The sequence below is a fragment of the Paenibacillus sp. FSL H7-0690 genome (assembly GCF_037980415.1).
GTDB classification, from domain to species: domain Bacteria; phylum Bacillota; class Bacilli; order Paenibacillales; family Paenibacillaceae; genus Paenibacillus_AQ; species Paenibacillus_AQ odorifer.
In genome coordinates this window covers 6729516-6748172 of record NZ_CP150281.1, presented here as the reverse complement: position 1 = coordinate 6748172, position 18657 = coordinate 6729516, and the positions used below count along the sequence as shown (strand labels likewise).

Annotated in this window: 15 protein-coding genes and 1 pseudogene; 12 read left to right on the top strand and 4 right to left on the bottom strand. The window is 43.1% G+C overall.

All coding sequences use genetic code 11. The annotated features are described in order from the left end of the window. Window positions 1-18 precede the first annotated feature (18 nt). Both MHI32_RS29705 and MHI32_RS29700 read left to right on the top strand, forming a co-directional pair. Window positions 19-5100 (top strand): AAA family ATPase, encoded by a 5082-nt coding sequence (locus MHI32_RS29705; protein WP_340011611.1) that lies wholly within the window; start codon window positions 19-21, stop codon window positions 5098-5100. Next, window positions 5097-5750: a response regulator transcription factor gene (locus MHI32_RS29700; protein WP_036682266.1), complete on the top strand. Its 654-nt coding sequence runs from the start codon at window positions 5097-5099 to the stop codon at window positions 5748-5750. The genes MHI32_RS29705 and MHI32_RS29700 overlap by 4 nt, the downstream gene beginning before the upstream one ends. Window positions 5751-5762: 12 nt before the next feature. Here MHI32_RS29700 and MHI32_RS29695 read toward each other — a convergent pair whose 3' ends face one another. Continuing rightward, window positions 5763-6173, bottom strand: coding sequence for a DUF2752 domain-containing protein (locus MHI32_RS29695; protein ID WP_340012784.1), 411 nt, complete (start codon window positions 6171-6173; stop codon window positions 5763-5765). Next, window positions 6154-6492: a DUF4234 domain-containing protein gene (locus tag MHI32_RS29690; protein ID WP_051491231.1), complete on the bottom strand. Its 339-nt coding sequence runs from the start codon at window positions 6490-6492 to the stop codon at window positions 6154-6156. The genes MHI32_RS29695 and MHI32_RS29690 overlap by 20 nt, the downstream gene beginning before the upstream one ends. 221 nt (window positions 6493-6713) lie before the next feature. Between MHI32_RS29690 and MHI32_RS29685 the strand changes: the two genes are divergently transcribed. After that, window positions 6714-7055, top strand: a complete 342-nt coding sequence (locus MHI32_RS29685) for a zinc ribbon domain-containing protein YjdM (protein ID WP_036682263.1) — start codon at window positions 6714-6716, stop codon at window positions 7053-7055. A 55-nt stretch (window positions 7056-7110) separates the two neighbouring features. Here the strand turns inward: MHI32_RS29685 and MHI32_RS29680 are convergent, their stop codons facing one another. After that, window positions 7111-8775: a diguanylate cyclase gene (locus MHI32_RS29680; protein ID WP_076124145.1), complete on the bottom strand. Its 1665-nt coding sequence runs from the start codon at window positions 8773-8775 to the stop codon at window positions 7111-7113. A 284-nt stretch (window positions 8776-9059) separates the two neighbouring features. Here MHI32_RS29680 and MHI32_RS29675 point away from each other — a divergent pair, with 284 nt between their 5' ends. The 9 genes and pseudogenes from MHI32_RS29675 to hmpA all read left to right on the top strand — a co-directional run bounded on the left by MHI32_RS29675 (window position 9060) and on the right by hmpA (window position 17389). Further along, complete coding sequence (locus tag MHI32_RS29675) at window positions 9060-10118, top strand: LLM class flavin-dependent oxidoreductase (protein ID WP_076124143.1); 1059 nt, start codon at window positions 9060-9062, stop codon at window positions 10116-10118. A 40-nt stretch (window positions 10119-10158) separates the two neighbouring features. Continuing rightward, window positions 10159-10449, top strand: a pseudogene (locus tag MHI32_RS29670) (RidA family protein); the annotation flags it as partial. Window positions 10450-10626: 177 nt separating this feature from the next. After that, window positions 10627-11661, top strand: a complete 1035-nt coding sequence (locus MHI32_RS29665) for a stalk domain-containing protein (protein WP_076124139.1) — start codon at window positions 10627-10629, stop codon at window positions 11659-11661. A 141-nt stretch (window positions 11662-11802) separates the two neighbouring features. Further along, window positions 11803-12810 carry a sigma-70 family RNA polymerase sigma factor gene (locus MHI32_RS29660; protein ID WP_076307566.1) on the top strand — a complete coding sequence of 336 codons (1008 nt, stop codon included), beginning with the start codon at window positions 11803-11805 and terminating at the stop codon, window positions 12808-12810. Window positions 12811-12922: 112 nt separating this feature from the next. Then, window positions 12923-13618, top strand: coding sequence for a response regulator transcription factor (locus MHI32_RS29655; protein ID WP_076124136.1), 696 nt, complete (start codon window positions 12923-12925; stop codon window positions 13616-13618). A gap of 108 nt (window positions 13619-13726) precedes the next feature. Then, complete coding sequence (locus tag MHI32_RS29650; RefSeq protein ID WP_340011609.1) at window positions 13727-14578, top strand: M15 family metallopeptidase; 852 nt, start codon at window positions 13727-13729, stop codon at window positions 14576-14578. After that, the gene (locus MHI32_RS29645; protein WP_076124132.1) at window positions 14578-15099 is read left to right on the top strand and encodes a VanZ family protein; all 522 of its coding nucleotides are present in this window, start codon (window positions 14578-14580) and stop codon (window positions 15097-15099) included. The genes MHI32_RS29650 and MHI32_RS29645 overlap by 1 nt, the downstream gene beginning before the upstream one ends. A 38-nt stretch (window positions 15100-15137) precedes the next feature. Then, window positions 15138-15974, top strand: coding sequence for a YitT family protein (locus MHI32_RS29640; protein ID WP_036682251.1), 837 nt, complete (start codon window positions 15138-15140; stop codon window positions 15972-15974). 209 nt (window positions 15975-16183) lie between these two features. Next, on the top strand, window positions 16184-17389 hold the full coding sequence (gene hmpA, locus MHI32_RS29635; protein ID WP_339188921.1) for an NO-inducible flavohemoprotein: 1206 nt from the start codon (window positions 16184-16186) through the stop codon (window positions 17387-17389). 63 nt (window positions 17390-17452) lie between these two features. Here the strand turns inward: hmpA and MHI32_RS29630 are convergent, their stop codons facing one another. Then, entirely contained in the window at window positions 17453-18559 is a 1107-nt protein-coding gene (locus MHI32_RS29630; protein ID WP_076181864.1) for a DUF4163 domain-containing protein, read from the bottom strand. Window positions 18560-18657: the final 98 nt, after the last annotated feature.

The following is an 18657-nucleotide window of genomic DNA, read 5'->3' as shown; positions in this document are numbered from 1 at the left end:
AATTAGGGAGTGCTGTTGATGTTTGAATTGCCAGGATACCAAACCTTAGATCTGATAGATAATACCGCAGATATCAGGTTATATAGACTCCTACGTCAAGAGGACGGCCTGAGGGTTATCGCTAAGACAACAATAGGAGAATACCCGGGAGCTGCCATGGTCGATGCTTTTCGTCATGAGTATGACATGCTTAAGCGACTTTGCGGTCGTGGTGCAATAGAGCCGTACAGTTTGGAAATTATGGCGGACCGACCAGTCCTTCTCTTAAAAGATATAGAGGGGAGTACCCTTGGGCAGATCCTGCGTATGCCTGTTAATTCACTGGGTCTTCCAGCGCTAATTCGAATCGCTACAGCTATTGCTGATTGTCTTATGCAAATTCATCGTGAAAAAATAACACTAAATGAACTAACCCCCGCTCATCTAATCGTCAATCCCATTACTTTTGAAGTGAAATTTATTGATATAAGAATCTGTTCTACCGAAAACACCACGAGTCCTTTGTCACCGTTAGGCGGCCGGCCCGATGTTCTGCTTCCTTATATAGCTCCAGAACAAACGGGACGAACCGGAGTCAAACCGGATTACCGTTCTGACTTTTATTCGCTGGGGATCATCCTGTATGAATGTCTCTCGGGCAGCAGCCCCTTTGAGCTGCATGATGTTGTTGATATTGTATATCGTCATCTTGCAGATACACCTGAGCCTCTGCACCGCAGGTTCCCCACTATCCCTCTATCGGTCTCTGATATTGTTGGTAAATGCATGGAGAAAATGCCTGAAGCGAGGTATGCCAGCGCGTTTGGCATTAAATCGGATCTTGAGGAATGTCTATCCCGTCTAGAAGAATCCGGACATATTGAGCCTTTTCCACTAGGAAGCTGGGATATCCCAGAGCGCTGGATGGTATCAGGACGCTTCTATGGAAGACATCTTGAGCAACAAAGCTTAAGAGAAGCACTGCAACGAGCATCACAAGGTGCCGTAGAGACGGTTTGGATTAGCGGGGAGAGTGGTATCGGCAAAACAACCTTTCTGAAGGAGACCCTTACAAATACAGTCTCTTTGGATGGTTTCTTCGCCAGAGGCAAATTCGAATCCCGACATACCTCACTCCCTTATGGCATCTGGCATCAAGTCATAGAAGAGTTGGTTAGTCAGCTGCTGATGGAAACAAAGCTGCAGGTGGAGGTTTGGAGGCTGCGTATTCTACAAGCAGTGGACAATTACGGTCAGTTGCTGATCGATTTTGTTCCTAAGCTTGAACTCTTGATTGGCCCTCAACCCTCCGTGCCTCCACTGCCACCGCTGGAAGCTCAGCATCGCTTTCAATTAATCATGAGCCGATTTATTCAACTCTTTCCTCATGAGGATCATCCTTTGATCTTGGTATTGGATAATTTGCAATGGGCTGATGATACGTCGCTGCAATATCTCACTTCGCTTATAGAGGATACAGCAACGACTCATCTGCTAATCGTGCTTTCCTATCGCAATCGGGAGATTACAAGGCTGCACCCGCTCAGTAGGCTGGAAAAACATCTGATTGACCGCAACGTAGCGATGAGCAGAATTTCTTTACAAGCGCTTGAACTCACCGATTTAAAACAACTGCTACTTGATGTTATGCGTTACGAGGCAGCTGACTTGGACGAGCTGGCGCGCGTGCTGCTTCATAAGACAGATGGAAACCCGTTATTTATTAAGCAATTCCTTCAAGATTTGATAGATGATCAGCGAGTGGAATTTGATGAGAATATTCGAAGCTGGAAATGGGATCTCCAGCGTATTACTGAATTGAATGTACCCGATAACGTAGCTTCATACCTTTCAAGTAAATTGCAGCAATTTCCTGAACAGACGGTATATGCACTTAGCAGAGCCGCATTTATAGGCAGCCTATTTGATTTACGTACACTTGCTGATATTACGGAGACACCGATAGAGACATTGAATGATGCGTTGGCGGTTGCTGTACATGGGCGCTTGTTGCAGCCCGTTAACGGGGAGGAATATCCGCATTATAAGTTCCAGCACAACCGCATTCATCAGGCAGCATATACTTTTATTTCCGAAGAGGAGCGTTCCGAGCTGCATTGGAGGATTGGTCTTTTATTGCTAGGCCGCAGCCCGCTAAGTGAAGGAACGACCCTATTTGAAGCTGTCCATCATTTGAATCAGGCACTTACATGGTTAGACCGCCCTGAAGAGAGGCTTCAACTAGTAGAGCTGAACTTACAGGCAGGGATAAAAGCGAAGCAAACAACCGCACATGAGACAGCCTTGCAATATATGCTTCAGGCAACGTCATTATTAGAGGAGCAGAGCTGGGAGGCGCATTATGGGCTGACCTTCCGGGTATTCCGTGAGAGGGCGGAGCTCGAATATTTATGTTCCCATTTTGATACGGCTAATGAATTATTTCATCTGTTGATTGATAAAGCTACGACAAATATGGATAAGGCTTACGTCTACGTAATGAAGGTGCAGTTGGAAGCAAGTAATGATAACCATGAAGAGGTGATCTCCTTAGGCCAGCATACCTTATCGTTACTGAAAGTGAAGCATCAATTTGATCCTGGTTATGCTCAATTGACGCTTCAATGGTTACGATTGCGGCATAGACTCAAGAAGGTCTCACTCGAATCGCTTACTCTTTTACCTCCAATGACTGATGAAGCACGTAGAATCGCAATGTCTACTTTAGATCATTCAAGCAATGCTTGCTTCTACGTCAATCGAGAAGGGTGGCTTGCTTCTTCCTTCACCATGATTGAATTAACGCTTGATTATGGGATGACTCCGGAGGCTTCCATTGGATTCATAGGTTATGCAATGTTTCAATACTATTACTTCCGTAATGATGAAGAGACATTCAAATGGGCCATGCTGGCGTTCAGCTTATCCGAACCCTATCCGAAACAGCACATGACAACCTTAGCCGCGTTCGCCATGTGCTACGATAGCTGGCGGCATTATGATCCTGCTATGCTCCATACGTTTACCGAGAAAGCTGGTAAAGTAGGACTGGAATCAGGTGACTTATGGAAGGGCAACCAGAATGTGTTGATCAACTGTGCCTCCCTTTTGCAATTTGGTCATCCTCTCGGCGATATCTATGAGCGATTAATTACTCATTCCGGTGATTTGCTGCGCCATAACAACAGTCTTCATTGTAAGCAGGCTATTGTAGCAGCGGCCATTCTTGTTCGCTTGACAGGTTATCGCTCTATAGATGATCCCTTTCCCATCGCGGAGATTAGCGAGCCTGCTTTTTCACAGTCGGTTCATGGGGACACCTTTGATTTTATACAAGAAATGGTCTGGATCTATCAATATTTGACGGGCTATGTATTTGGGGAATACCGAGAAGCCAGTGAGGCATTAGCCAAATCAGCGGCCATTATAAAATCACGCGAAGATGGCCTAGACAGTCCCATGCAGATCATGTATGAATGTTTAGTCTGGGCTCAGTTGTATGAGGAATATAACGCTGAAGAGCAACGTACATATCGGGCAAAAATGCGTAAATGCTTGAAGAAAATGAAAAAGCTTGCCAGGCGTTGTCCGGGGAATTATCAGCATAAATATCTGTTAATGAAGGCTGAGTTAACTCGTCTATCGCGAGATCCCCGCCAAGCTGAAGCATTGTATGAGCAATCCATTGAGAACGCTCGGATCCACGGTCATATTCACGATTTAGCGATGGCAGCGGAATGTTATGGTAAATACGGGCTTCGTCATGGCAAAATGCATCTGGCAAGAATCTATATGACTGAGGCCTATGAGGCTTATCTGCAATGGGGCGCAAAGGCTAAAGCGGCTGACCTGGAGCAGCAGCATCGCCATTTGCTGCATATTAAACGAGAGCCCGGGCTCGATCGTGTGGATTCCCTTTCTGTGGTAATGTCTGCCCAAGCATTATCCGGCGAAATGGAGATGAGCCGATTATTGGCCACGCTGATGCGAATCATGCTCCACAATGCTGGGGCAGAATATGGGGCTGTTATTTTTGATCATGACGGCAAATGGATGGTGGAAGCTTATGGGACCTCAGAAGCCCAGCATATCGAATCTGTTCCACTTGGGGAAGAATCGGGGTTGGTCCCGGCAGCGATTATAGCTTACGCGGCAAGAACACAAGAACAGGTTGTATTACATGATGCACTCAGTGAAGGAATATTTACACGTAATACTTACGTTAGGAATAATAGACTGAAATCGGTTTTATGTCTCCCCATCATGAATCAGAATAAATTGGTTTGCCTGCTCTATTTGGAGAATAATCTATCGCCGGGTGTATTTACTCCAAGCAGACTCGATGTGCTCAAGCTGCTTGGTTCACAATGCGCAATCTCAATCGCTAATGCCAAGCTGTATTCGGGAATCCAATATCTCAAAAAAAATCTGGAGGATCAGGTGGTAGAAAGAACTCGTAGCCTGGAGCGTTCGATGCGTGAAACATCTGCGGCTTTGGCCGAAGCTACTGTTTTTGAGGAACGCAATCGTATTGCCCAAGAGATTCATGATATTGTCGGGCATACCCTGACATCGACGATTCTGCAGATTGAAGCTGGCAAGCGGCTGCTTCAGAAGAAGGAGATAGACAGCGGCTTTCAGCGTCTGGCTGAGGCCCAGGATCTTGTGCGGCATAGCTTGAATGAAATCCGCGGCTCTGTCCATATGCTGAAAGAGGACAGGTATTCTGATCTAACCGTGATGCTGAAGCAGTTGATTCGAGATACAGAACGCAATGCAGGCGTTGTTGTTCATGCAGTTATTTATGATCTGCCGGAAGCCATGTCAACAGCCTATAAAAAGGCAATCTATCATGCTTTGCAGGAGGGCTTAACTAATGGGATCAGACATGGGAAGAGTGTGGAGTTCCATTTTAGTCTGGAGTCTGTTGGAGCGAACTTGCAGTTTAGACTCAAGGATTGTGGGCTAGGGATGAGTCCAATCGTGATGGGATTTGGACTTAGGACGATGAAGGAACGGGTTGAGCAGCTGGGAGGCAGCTTATCCATCGATTCAGAAATGGATGAAGGCTGTTTACTGGAGATTGATCTGCCCATGCGAAGGGTTGTGGATAGAACATGAGTAAAATAAAAATTGTAATTGCCGATGATCAATTGTTGACGCGGGAAGGACTTCGCACCATTTTGGATCTGGAAGATGATATGGAAGTGGTTGGTGCTGCCAAGAATGGAGAAGAAGCTTGCGAGATGGTTGAGGCACTCCAGCCTGATCTGGTGCTGCTCGATATTCAAATGCCAGTTATGGATGGCCTTAGCGCCTTGAAACGAATAAAGCAGATTCGGCCGAACATCTTCATTCTGATTCTGACTACTTTTATAGAGACTGATTATATTGTAGAGGGAATGGCCTACGGAGCAAGCGGTTATATGCTGAAGGACATGGATGCAGATAAAATGATCGCTTCGATTCATGATACGTTATCCGGGCAATTTATTCTGCCAGCTCCGGTAGCAGCCAAACTGGCATCGAGGATGAACAGGTTAACAGAGGACTATGAACACTGGCAAAGATCGGGTCTGGATCGTATCAGTCTGACAGAACGGGAAGAGGAGCTGGCACAGCTCATTATCCGGGGACTGAACAACCGTGAAATCGCCGATACATTACATATTGCGGAAGGTACGGCGCGCAATTATATTAGCAATCTTTACAGCAAATTAGAAGTGGTTGATCGGGCCCAAGCAATTGTGCGACTGCAGGCTATTTTGTAATAATTGTTGCTGTTAACGAATTACTGTCGGGGCCAAATATTCAAACAGCGGGAGATTCCTCAGTATTCCAAATGTAACGGTCAGAATCAACATTATAGCCATAATTGCCTGGCTAAGAGGCCGGATTTGCTTCTTATTAGTAATCCAATACAACATATACAGAGGTGCTAAAATAAACAGCAACGGGTTAAATCTAAACGCTTGAATAACGTCGAACTTCAGCAAGGAAAGAATAACTCTTGTGACTCCACATCCGGGACAATACAATCCAGTCCATTCATGAAATGGACAAGGGATACTAATATTGGTTAAGGGTATCCATGCTTTGAGATATACTACGCCGACGAGACTTAAGGACACACCCCAAAATAGTTTAGGGAGTGTCCTTTTATAAATCGTAAACTTATACCAGTTTATTAACATCGGATTGTACCAAGGCATACGTGACAATACCCAGGCCAAAGAGTGTCAGGATCACATAAAGCACTGAATTATCTGACGGGTATTGGCCGCGCTGTCTTTGAGCTTCAGCAATATGTTTACCTACCTGATAGGCCCAAATGAAGCTCCAGATCCCGCACGTAACCAACGTTAGAAGGAAATGTTTTCCTCCTGTAAATGTATAGTCTCCACTCAGTTCGCCTACCTCATTGGTTAGAACAATAAACCAATAGATTGTATAGAGCCCACATGTAATTAATGACAAAATAATGGCGAATGCAACACTTCTGCGACTTATCATTACTCACTCTCCTATGTATTTACATAAAAATTCGACATTTCCATCTTATTGAATTAGGAAAAAATATACAAGACAATATTTGAGAATTACTGTCCGCTGTCGAAATCTAGACAAACTTACTGCTGATATCTAGTGGAAACCTTACCAAATATGAAATATACTTTTGAGGCTATGCACTGGAACCACAACTAGATTTACATTAACGAATGGAGGACACTTTGATGTCAACTTTGCCAAATTGCCCGAAATGTAATTCAGAATACACTTATGAAGATGGTAGTTTGCTCGTCTGCCCGGAATGTGCGCATGAGTGGAGCCTCGACACAGAGGCTGAAAGCAGTGAAGAGAACAAGGTTGTCAGAGATGCCAACGGAAATATTTTAAATGATGGAGATGCTATAACTATTATTAAAGACCTTAAAGTAAAAGGAAGCTCATCCGTTCTGAAGATAGGAACAAAGGTGAAAAACATCCGTTTAGTGGACGGAGATCATGATATTGATTGCAAAATCGATGGTTTTGGAGCTATGAAATTAAAGTCCGAGTTTGTTAAAAAGATCTAAAAAATAAAAATCAGCTTAACTTCAACAGAAGTAGGCTGATTCTTTATTTTAAACGTTATCTATTAATCTCAACAATCTGATTTCGTCCGGCATTTTTTGCTTGATATAAGGCTTTGTCCACTGATTCGAATAAATCATTTAGTTGATTGGTCAGGCTTTCTGTATATTGTGCTGCAAAATTACTAATGGACAGCAGTCCCATACTAACAGTAATCGAGAGGGAATGAGCAACATCCTCTACATGTACTTTATTAGCTTCTATTATAGATTTGATATGTTTTGCTAAGTGGTTTGCTTGTGTTTGATCTGTATTTGGTAAGTAAATGATAAATTCTTCTCCGCCATAACGCGCCAGAACATCCGTCTCCCTCAACGTTTTCTTAATTACCTCTACCGTGCTGCAAATGACGACATCACCGATTAAATGGCCGTAATTATCATTCACTGTTTTGAAAAAGTCGATATCCAGAAGGATGATAGCAAAAGGCTGCTTGAGTTTCATATTTTCTATGATCTCATGCTCTAAGTGCAACGTTAAGTAATGACGATTATAACAACCGGTTAGGCTGTCCGTTATGGCCATCTGCTTAAGTTTTTGGTTAGTCTGCGATAATTCATCCTGGATTTCAGTTAATGCAGCATTACGCTCTTGCAGGGTCTCGTTCTGGTGATTGGTCTCGGCTATGAGGCGATGCAGCTCGCTTCTGTCCTGAAAAGTGAGAATGCGTCCAACCCTGATTCCACCTACCACAATCGGCGCCGCAGTAATGTTAATGTATGCATCGAGTGAGGTGTAGAATAGTTCAACCTCAGTCCTCTCCATGGGCTGGTTCAAGTATGTATGAAGGAATAAATCGAAAGCTCCGGAAGTTTGCTCTATGGGTGCGATGGTCGACACGTCAAAGTGAGCACCGATTTGCAGATGGATTTTTGGAAAAAGCGAGCGATTGATTTCTACTACAGTCTCACTATCATCCAGTACAAGAATTCCTTCTGTAATGGTGTCAATGATATCCTGATGGGCGATGGTTACGAGATCAAATATTTTATCCCGATGGATAGCAATTACGAAAAAGATTGCCGAGATTAAGATCCCCAGAGAGGTCAGCCCTGGAATAACTGGATCAGATTTAAGCAATACCACATTAAGAAAAACATCCAATAAAATAAATACCGTTAGCACCAGCACCCCTTTGAGCACATGAGCAACCTGTTTTTTGATCCGCTGTGTAGTGTTTGAGACTAGCGCTGAATAGATGATATACAGAGAAATCATTACGCTGGTGGTTAAGAAGATAATAAGCAGCCAAAAAATCGGACCATAATATCTTTCGATATATCCGCCGTTCATAGGGAGAACAAAACTTCCGTTTGGATTGGCGATCACCCCTACTAAGATCAAAGCTGCGAGAATGTATAGGATCAATGTGTTCTTTTTTCGAAGAAGATGTGAATTCCCGGTGAGTAGTACCGTGAACAGAAGCCAGCCAATCGTTAACAGAACCGAGTCGATAAAAGCGAGCTTTACATAAAACAATTGAAACTTGGGATCGTCGGTCGTTTTGATAGCGAATTGGCAGAAGGGCCATAACATCATAGTAAAATGAAAAACTAAGTATGCTTTATGTAGGTTAGTGATAGTTACAGACGCAAATATGTAGATGAACAAAGCGAACAAAACAAAAAATAATAACAAATCAATCCATGTCATGATATTCATTTCAGTGACACCTTCTCCCACCCGGTTAACAGTTCTTTCATGTTACCTTGAATTTTATTCGTTTGCCATATGATTATTTGTTCTACGACAACCGCTATTTGTTTAAGAGTCTTTCAACATATTCCTTCAAAATCCTCTATTTGTAAGCGTGGTTTTGCAAATTTTAAGGATGAGTTTCCCGGGAAACTAGGGTTGGACAGAATGACTAGCTTTTTTAACCTTAACTTGTGTTATAATCAAACAAACAATTTAAAGAGGAAATTATAGTTAAGGGGGATTTGTAAGTGGAAATAGGAATAAGCACGTTCGTAGAAACAACACCGGATGTTCAGACGGGTGAAGTGATAAGTCATGCGCAGCGATTGCGCGAGGTTGTAGAGGAGATTGTGCTTGCAGATCAGGTGGGTTTAGATATATTTGGCGTGGGCGAACATCATCGCAAAGATTATGCGGCGTCTTCTCCAGCAGTTTTACTGGCTGCGGCGGCCTCACAGACGACACGGATTCGGCTAACCAGTGCGGTTACAGTACTTTCCTCTGATGACCCCGTACGTGTGTTTCAGGATTTCGCTACCCTGGATGGAATCTCGAATGGACGCGCAGAGATCATGGCAGGCCGGGGTTCTTTTATTGAATCGTTCCCGCTGTTTGGGTATGATTTGAATCATTATGATGAGCTGTTCGATGAGAAGCTGGACTTGCTGCTCAAAATACGGGAATCCGAAAAAATAACCTGGAGCGGCGTGCACCGTCCTGCCATTAATAATCTGGGGATTTATCCGCGTCCCGTGCAGAATCCATTGCCAGTATGGATTGGCAGCGGAGGAAATACAGAATCCGTAATTCGTGCAGGTCTACTAGGGTTACCGCTTGTGCTGGCTATCATTGGCGGCAGTCCGCTACAGTTTGCTCCGCTCGTGAAGCTCTATAAGAAGGCTGCAGCGCAAGCGGGACATGATGTATCGAAGCTGCCCGTTGCTTCGCACTCGCACGGCTTCATTGCAGAGGACAATCAGCAGGCTGCCGATATGTTCTTCCCTTCTACACAAGCTAGTATGAATGTTATTGGCCGGGAACGCGGATGGGGTCAATACACCCGTGCAAGCTATGATGCGGCGCGTAGATTTGAAGGTGCCTTGTATGTAGGTGACCCAGAGACCGTTGCTGAGAAAATCATTCACCTGCGCAAGCAAGTAGGCATCACACGTTTTATGCTGCATGTGCCGCTTGGCACAATGCCTCATAAGGATGTAATGAGAGCCATTGAGCTATTGGGTACCCAAGTAGCACCCATTGTTCGCGCTGAGATATCGAGATGGGAAGCAGAGGTTGAAGCTAAGTAGTAACTATGATCTTACTTAATTATTGAAGCTGTTGATAATGGAGGAAGGCTACCATTTTGCACGTTTAACGGGTAGAGAAATCCTTGCCGTCCTGAAGACAGCTTTAGGTTCTTTGGACAAAGTGAAAAGAGTAGTCAAAATTCAAGGCTTCGTTAATGCAGATCCCCTTTTTGAAGAACATCATAAAGTGCTTAATGGTTGTTCAGATTTAATGCTTGAGGTGTTCGGAGACAAGGGTGTTCATGCTCGTTCTGTATTGGGTGCTGTTTCTGTAAGGGATAATCTTCCGATCATTATTGATTCCATTTTTGAAGTTGAGGAACCTGTCTAGCCGGCTCCATGAGGCATATTTAAAAAGAGGACTATGATACCGAAAGGTGATCGTAGTCCTCTTTTTTTTAGGTGCTTATGCCGTAGGTAGATGCTTACCCCAAAATTTGTAACAAAACTAATCACCCTTTTTTTAGTAACAATAGGTGTACATATCAATCAACGAGGTGATGACATCATGAAATTTCAAAAGAAAGCTATGTTACTTTTACTACTTACATCTATGCTCTATACTGCTCCGGCCTATGCGGCGACAACGCCTCAGACTCCGGTTACAGCCGTCTATCTGGATGATCAACAGCTACAATTGGGGGCTCAGCCCTTGTTAGTAAACGATACAGTACTAGTCCCTATGCGCAAGTTATTTGAAGCTCAGGGGGCAAAGATTACTTGGAATAATGATACCAAGACCGTTAAGGCAACCAAGGGAGACCTGGTGCTGACCTATCGTATTGGTGATCAGGCAGCGAATAAAAATGGCCAGTCCTTAAGTGTAACGGTTCCCGGCCAGATTGCCGGCGGTTATACGATGATGCCACTGCGTTTTGTCAGCGAAGCTTTGGGCAGCACTGTGAAGTGGGATACCACTACTCGTGCCGTTCGTATCTACTCGGCAGTGGATTACGATACGACAATTCTATATGGGGTTAACCTGCGAAGTTTGCCAGACTCGTCAGCCCAATCAACAGTGCAGCAAATGTTGTCAGCAGGAGATAAGGTACATGTGTTTAGAGAAGTAGATGCTTTATGGTTAGAAGTGCGAACACAAGATAACAAGAGTGGCTATATATCTGCTAAACCCAAATATAGCAATTATACTAGTACGGCTCTTGTAGAGCGGCAGGGAAGCGAGCTGCTTGCTTACGGAGAAAAATATCTGGGAACACCTTATGAATTTGGTGCTGCTACTGACCAGACATCTACCTTTGACTGTTCTTCTTTTGTAGGACATGTATTTAAGGATGTGTTGGCAATTGACTTGCCACGTGTCTCTTACAATCAGGCCAAAGAGGGCAAAGAGGTTGGAATTAACGAGCTGCGCAAAGGGGACCTGTTATTCTTCAGTGCACGAGGACTCGATATTGGGCATGTGGCGATTTACGCGGGAAATAATCAGATCCTACATACGTACTCCAAGGAGCTTGGCGTTCATTATGAAGCCTTAAGTGACAAGTGGAAGAAACGTTTGGTGACGGCTCGCAGATTGTTTTAGCTAGGTAATAATTAGGCTATAATTATCACGGTGAAGAAAAGTTGAAATCCCCTCTCCATTAAAAATTATTTGCAGGCATAAAGACGGTTTTTGAGTCTCTTTTCCGTCTATGTTATGAGCTTGATGTTAAGGAGGAAAATAGTGACTTGTACAGACGCAGAACTGGTAGATAAGGTGTGTAAAGGTGACATGGATGCATTCAGTGTACTTATCGGCAAATATTCCAATGCAGTATACGGGGTTGCTTATGGTAAATTGGGTGATTTTCATACCGCACAAGACATTGCCCAAGAGGTTTTTGTTAAAACCTATCGCAAATTACCTAACTTAAAGGAGCCTGAGAAACTCGCCAGTTGGTTATATGCGGTTACTGCACGGGAATGCATGGATTGGTTTAGGTCAAATAAAAAGAAAACTGCTTACGAATTCATGCAAAAAATGGAGGTTCCGCAGCCAGAATCTACCGAAGATCAGCTGCTCAGAAAAGAACTCCAGCAAGATGTGTGGAAAGCCTTAAACACCCTATCAGAAGCTAACCGTATAGTCACAATTCTCTACTATATCGACAGTTACAAGGTCAGGGAAATCGCCGATTTCCTTGATTTATCCAGCGAAGCTGTTGAGAGTAGACTCCGCAGATCAAGAGCGATCTTAAAAAGGGAGATGTTGAGTACAGTGAATAATAATCTTAGTGAAAACAAATTACAGGACGAATTTAAGAAGAGAGTCTTTCAGGATGAAAGAATGACTGAAACGAATTTTCGTCGTGTGGCTATGGGCCAGAGTGAATTTGATGATATTGATATGCATAAAACAAACTTCTCCAATGTAAATATGGAGGGGACCGGATTCGATAATATTAATATGAGCAGTACTACCTTTAATGACATCAATATGCATTCTGTTAAGTTTAATGAAGTGGGGCTGTGGGAAATAGAGGTTAGTAATAGTGAACTAGGGGAGGCTTATTTCCACGATATTCATTTGTACGGTAAAGGCAATAAGTTTGAGCGATGCCAGCTGAACGGGACATCCTTTGTAGATTGTGATCTTTCGAATGTAGATATAAGAGACTGCAATCTTTCAGGCGTCACAGTAAATGGGGTTTCATTAGAGCTATTGTTAGACAGCTATAATAAAAGGAAATAGACTATATAAATCATAGATTTAATCGGAAACCACTTCTTTCTAGGAGTGGTTTTTGAGTTTAGGGTATAATGGATGAAGAGTGTACAGCACAACCTATAGGAGTGAAAAATAGATGAAGCGCATCACCATTTTAATTGCGGATGATGAGGCGGAAATTGCCGACTTGGTGGCCTTGCATTTGCAAAAAGAGGGGTATCATATCCTCAAAGTGTCCGATGGAAGGGCAGCGGTACAAGCCATTGAGTCGCAAACGATAGATTTGGCGATTCTGGATATCATGATGCCGGGGCTGGATGGTTACGAGGTCACCCGCCATATTCGGGAGCATCATCATCTGCCGATTATTTTTCTGAGTGCTAAAACTTCCGATCTTGATAAAATCACCGGACTGGTTATGGGCGCAGATGATTATATGACCAAACCGTTTAACCCAATGGAGCTGGTCGCCCGGGTCAATTCCCAGTTGCGGCGCTCCATACAATTCAGTCAGCCCGCTGCCATACCTAAATCGGTGCTAGAGGTTCGGGGATTGATGATTTCACCGGATGAGCATACGGTTACTCTTTATGGTGAGGTTATTGAGCTAACTCCAAAAGAGTTTGATATTTTGCACTTATTGGTCAGCCATCCTAAGCAGGTGTTTAGTGCGGAGAACATTTTTCAACAGGTGTGGGGCGATGCTTATTATGAGAGTGGGAACACGGTCATGGTGCATATCCGTACCTTGCGCAAAAAGCTCGGTGAAGACATCAATAAGAATAAATTCATTAAGACGATCTGGGGCGTTGGATATACTTTTAATGGGTAAAGCCCGTGAGATTTATTTATTTTAAGAAAAACTTTATATTTGTCCCGCCTTTTCTTTAAAGTGTCTTCGTTATTCTATTCCTATCAAGGAAATGGGAGGACATTGCTGATGAAGAAGTGGGGCTTTTTGGCGTTGGTTGTGTTGTTGCTTGGGTATGCAGCGGCTCGTTATTTACCGAATACGGGTAATTTAGGATACGATGATAAGATTCGCAAAGAATCTAATAGAAATAACAATAGTTTAGAGGTAGTAACACAAGATCAAGTGTATCAAGGGGATTTGTTGCTGGTGAACAAACAATACCCGGTACATGAGGATAGTGTGAAGTCTGATATCGTGACCTTATATGAGCAGGCGGATCTGGTGCAGGGTTATGGGCTGCTGGATACCTCGATTCGTTTGTCTGAAAGTGTAGCGCATAAATTCAATAAGATGGTCAAAGCTGCCGAAAAAGAGGGTGTGAATCATTTTTTAATTAGCAGCGGGTACAGGGACTTTGAAGAGCAAGAGAAATTATATCAGGAAAAAGGTTCGGACTATGCTTTACCGGCGCAATATAGTGAACATAATTTAGGATTATCTCTGGATATCGGGTCGTCCCAATCAGAAATGAGTAAAGCGCCTGAAGGAAAATGGCTGCAAAAAAATGCCTGGAAATACGGCTTTATTCTTCGCTATCCGAAAGACAAAACCGAGATTACGGGGATAAAATATGAACCCTGGCATTTCCGTTATGTAGGGTTGCCGCACAGCGCCATTATTCATGAGAAGGGGCTTGTGCTAGAACAATATTTGGATTTCTTGAAAGAGAACAAAGAGATTTCAACAACAGTAGACGGCAAAGCTTATACAGTAAGTTATTTTGCGGTATCCAAATACACTACGATCAAAATTCCACAGGAAGGGCAATATATGACGTCAGGCGATAACATGGATGGCATAATTGTTACTACATATTAATGACTAAAGAGCCGAAAAAAAAGTCTGCTATAAACCTTTTGCTGGCAGCGATATTTATCGTCTATATGTATTTTTTAATCCGAATTATTTTATTTAAAGGTGCACCGGTGAACTTATTATCGCTTTGGGAGCAAGCGGGACGTATGTTTGAACATCCAGACCGGATTTTTAATCGGCGAGGCAACTATATCCCTTTTAAGGAGATCTCCCGGGGGATGGACGATCTGTCGCTTTCAGATCCTTTTTCATCGATTAATTTAGTAGGGAATTTGTTGGCCTTTATTCCGTTTGGGATCTTGGTGCCCATGCTGTTATCGCAAAAAGTAAGGCTGTTTCGAAGAGTTTTCTTCCTCTCGCTGGCGCTGAGCTTCTGTTTTGAATTCACACAATTAGTATTGTATATCGGCACCTTTGATGTGGATGATCTTATTTTGAACACTGGCGGCGGGGTGGCTGGTTACTGTATCTATAGACTGTTGACTTCTTTCGGATGGATTGCATCTATATCAAAGCGGTGTTAGTATTTGTGGATATAGATCTAGGGTAGAAGGGGCATGGTATGAAAAAGCGTATTTCGGATATTGTTTCCATCATTGTAGGAGCTTTGTTATTCTCCTTGGCCGTTAATTTGTTTGTGATTCCGAACGAGTTCGGTGAAGGCGGGGTCACGGGACTGACTATGATTACTTACTATTTGTATCAGTGGTCACCCGGTATTGTTAGTTTGATTCTTAACGCTTTATTATTAATTGTGGGGTACAAATTTCTAGACAAAACTACGACGGTATACACGATTATTGCGGTGTTTTTCAATTCGTTATTCCTGATTCTTACGAAAAATTGGAATATTGGCAGCGATGAGTTGATAATTAATGCAATATTCGGGGGTATCTTCTCAGGTGTGGGTATCGGGCTAATTATACGAGTGGGTGGAACGACTGCAGGGTCAACCATCATCGCCAGAATTCTACATAAATATTTGGACTGGAATGTTAGTTACGCGCTACTGCTCGTCGATTTAATTGTGGTGTTCGCTTCGTATTTCATCATTGGAGTACAAAGTCTGATGTTTACGATCGTGATGCTCTATGTAGCCACTAAGATAATGGACTTTATTATTGAGGGAGTGAACCCTAAGAAGGCTGTTACGATTGTATCCCAAGAGCAGGACAAAATTGCTGAACAGGTTAATGGAATTATGGATAGAGGCGTCACAGTAATATATGGCCGTGGGTACTATACCAAGACACCTAAAGAGCTGCTGTATATTGTGATTAGCAAGCAGGAAGTGACTATGCTTAAGAAAATCGTCAAATCCATTGATAAAGAGGCGTTTATTACCATCCACGATGTAAGAGATGTATTCGGAGAAGGTTTTGTGGAGCTGTCAAAATAATAAGATAAAAAGCTATCCCGGAAGCTATTATGGCTGCTTGGATAGTTTTTTTTGATTTCGGGTGCATTATTGTGATGGATATCATTGCAATTGTTGAATCGTTCACATTTTTTCAATTTCCCGTGTGATTGAACGCACACTATGGGATGTTCAGCTTCTATATGCTTTTTATAGAGGAATTAATTTATTGCAGGAAAGAGGGTATTTAGATGTTAGATCAACAAACCATTGAAATCATAAAATCAACGGTGCCCGTATTGCAGGTTCATGGGAAGACCATCACAACTACTTTCTATGGCATGTTATTTGAAAATCATCCGGAGTTACTAAATATATTTAATCATGCCAACCAACGGGAAGGTAAACAGCAGACTGCACTTGCTAACGCCGTACTCGCGGCGGCAATGAATATTGATCAGCTGGGAAATATTTTGCCTGTGGTAAAACAGATTGCGGAGAAACATCGGGCATTGGGAGTATTACCTGAACATTATCCCATCGTAGGTGAGACTTTGTTAGCTGCTATTGGGCAAGTACTTGGCGATGCGGCGACGCCGGAAATTATTGATGCTTGGGCAAAGGCGTATGGCGTGATTGCAGATGCCTTTATTGGTGTCGAAGCAGAGAAGTATCGTGAAGCTGCCGAAATTCCCGGGGGTTGGAGTGGATTTAGAAACTTTGTGGTTACTAAGAAGGTTAAAGAAAGTGAACTTATTACTTCCTTCTACCTTTCTCCTGAGGATGGAGGGGCTATAGCTTCTTACTTGCCGGGTCAATACATCACGGTTCGTGTTCAGCCTGAGGGAGAGGAATACACCCATGTTCGCCACTATAGTTTGTCCAGTGCGCCGGGACAGTCGTATTACCGCATCACAGTTAAACGGGAAGGTGAAGGGCCGGATAAACCGGCTGGAGTCGTATCTACTTTCCTTCATGATGTCGTACAAGTGGGAGCTATATTGGAAGTAAGCTCGCCAGCAGGTGATTTCGTACTAAATAAAGATAGTGATCGTCCAGTGGTTCTTATCAGTGGTGGGGTTGGACTAACCCCTATGGTAAGTATGCTGGAGACATTAATTGCTACGCAGCCAGAACGAGAGGTAACGTACATTCATGCAGCCATCAATGGAAGCTTGCATGCTATGAAAGAAATGGTGGCGGATTTGGAGCAGTCCCATCCTACCCTACGATCCTATGCATGTTATGAAACTCCAAGTGAAGGAGATACGTTCCATAAAACAGGTTATATTGATCTAGCTTGGCTGCAAGAAGTAACAGACGTAAACTCTGAATTCTATTTCTGCGGACCGACTCCTTTTATGAAGGCGATATATAAGGCTCTTAAGGAATGGAAGGTGGCTGAAGACAGAATTCATTATGAATTCTTCGGCCCGGCGGGAAGTTTGGAAGCCTAAGCTGTAAAACCAAAAGAGCGTCCCAGTCCTAATGACTGGGACGCTCTTTTTTACAATAGAAGTTTATTTGAAGGCAGCGAATGGGTTAGTTCCCTTTGGTAATATTGAACTGAAATTAAAGGTGTACGTAGGAATTCCAGCCGCATAAGGGGCAATTTCATACTGTTGGTAGAAGATTGCAAGGCCACTCTCGGAAACGTAGAAGTTTGGTTTTTCTGTTAGTCCGCCAGGTGTATCTGGAAAAGCTAGCTCCTTGGTGCTTTCCTTCAACATTTTATCTAATTTTTGTTTGTAGTTTGGCTCTGCCTTCAGCAGGTCCTTAAGTTCAATTGGTTTGCCGTCTTTCAGCGAGAAGGTAAATCCTTCACGAAGGGCTCCACCATGAGCTCCACCAGTATAGCCATATTGATCAGTCACGATGCTCAGAACCCCTTCACGGTTAAAGGAGACGACAAAAGTTTGAGAGAAGTCATATTTATTCTCTATAGTACCATCTCTACGGCTAGCCTGTTCTTCACTCTCTGCGACGAATTGTTCAGCTTGTTTTTTGAAGATTGCATTAATCTTAGTCTGCACTTCATCCGTTAAGCCACTGATTTTGGGATATTGCACTTTGATACTGGCATTTTTATTGCTCTTATCTAAGGTTTCAGAGGTAATTTTGATGTTATTCATTACTTTTTTACTTAGATCAAGTGATTTCAATGAAGGATTATAAACGCCTTGCACTCCTAAATAGTCAGACAACAGTTTGAACGGAACATAAATCCGGTCGTTGATGACCTTCACATCATGACTGCCGGTCATGCTATAAATGTAATAGCCATTCAGGGTTGTAATAACACCGTAATCTGAGACCTCCATGTCCAGCTTCATGGAATCGCTGCCTACACTATAAGTTTTGGTGCTTGCATTATAGTTAATGGAGAGGCCAAAAGCATCCCGTAGTACAGTTAAAGGGATCATGGTGTTGCCGTTTACTATTTTCGCTTGCTGCGATAAGGTCTGGCCTTTATATTTAAGCACTACAGAGGGTTGCTGTGCGGCTTGTTTTACCGTATTTCCTCCGGTAGTTGCGGCTTGAACTGAAGTTCCTCCTACTAGTCCCGACCCTCCAAGCAATACTCCAGCAGCCAAGATGGCTGAGGTCCATTTCATACTTTTATTCATAACTTAATCTCTCCTTCCCAAGGATGGGCTTATGTAGTTGCAATATGATATTTTTTCCTCTATCACTCCTACAATTATACCTAGGTCCCAAATAGATT

Excerpts from the sequence above, each read along its gene's own strand:
- MHI32_RS29705 (WP_340011611.1), top strand. The coding sequence starts at position 19 with ATGTTTGAATTGCCAGGATACCAAACCTTAGATCTGATAGATAATACC.
- MHI32_RS29645 (WP_076124132.1), top strand. The coding sequence starts at position 14,578 with ATGACTAAAGAGCCGAAAAAAAAGTCTGCTATAAACCTTTTGCTGGCA.
- MHI32_RS29685 (WP_036682263.1), top strand. The coding sequence starts at position 6,714 with ATGTCAACTTTGCCAAATTGCCCGAAATGTAATTCAGAATACACTTAT.
- MHI32_RS29650 (WP_340011609.1), top strand. The coding sequence starts at position 13,727 with ATGAAGAAGTGGGGCTTTTTGGCGTTGGTTGTGTTGTTGCTTGGGTAT.
- MHI32_RS29700 (WP_036682266.1), top strand. The coding sequence starts at position 5,097 with ATGAGTAAAATAAAAATTGTAATTGCCGATGATCAATTGTTGACGCGG.
- MHI32_RS29680 (WP_076124145.1), bottom strand. The coding sequence starts at position 8,775 with ATGAATATCATGACATGGATTGATTTGTTATTATTTTTTGTTTTGTTC.
- hmpA (WP_339188921.1), top strand. The coding sequence starts at position 16,184 with ATGTTAGATCAACAAACCATTGAAATCATAAAATCAACGGTGCCCGTA.
- MHI32_RS29665 (WP_076124139.1), top strand. The coding sequence starts at position 10,627 with ATGAAATTTCAAAAGAAAGCTATGTTACTTTTACTACTTACATCTATG.
- MHI32_RS29630 (WP_076181864.1), bottom strand. The coding sequence starts at position 18,559 with ATGAATAAAAGTATGAAATGGACCTCAGCCATCTTGGCTGCTGGAGTA.
- MHI32_RS29695 (WP_340012784.1), bottom strand. The coding sequence starts at position 6,173 with ATGTTAATAAACTGGTATAAGTTTACGATTTATAAAAGGACACTCCCT.
- MHI32_RS29690 (WP_051491231.1), bottom strand. The coding sequence starts at position 6,492 with ATGATAAGTCGCAGAAGTGTTGCATTCGCCATTATTTTGTCATTAATT.
- MHI32_RS29655 (WP_076124136.1), top strand. The coding sequence starts at position 12,923 with ATGAAGCGCATCACCATTTTAATTGCGGATGATGAGGCGGAAATTGCC.
- MHI32_RS29640 (WP_036682251.1), top strand. The coding sequence starts at position 15,138 with ATGAAAAAGCGTATTTCGGATATTGTTTCCATCATTGTAGGAGCTTTG.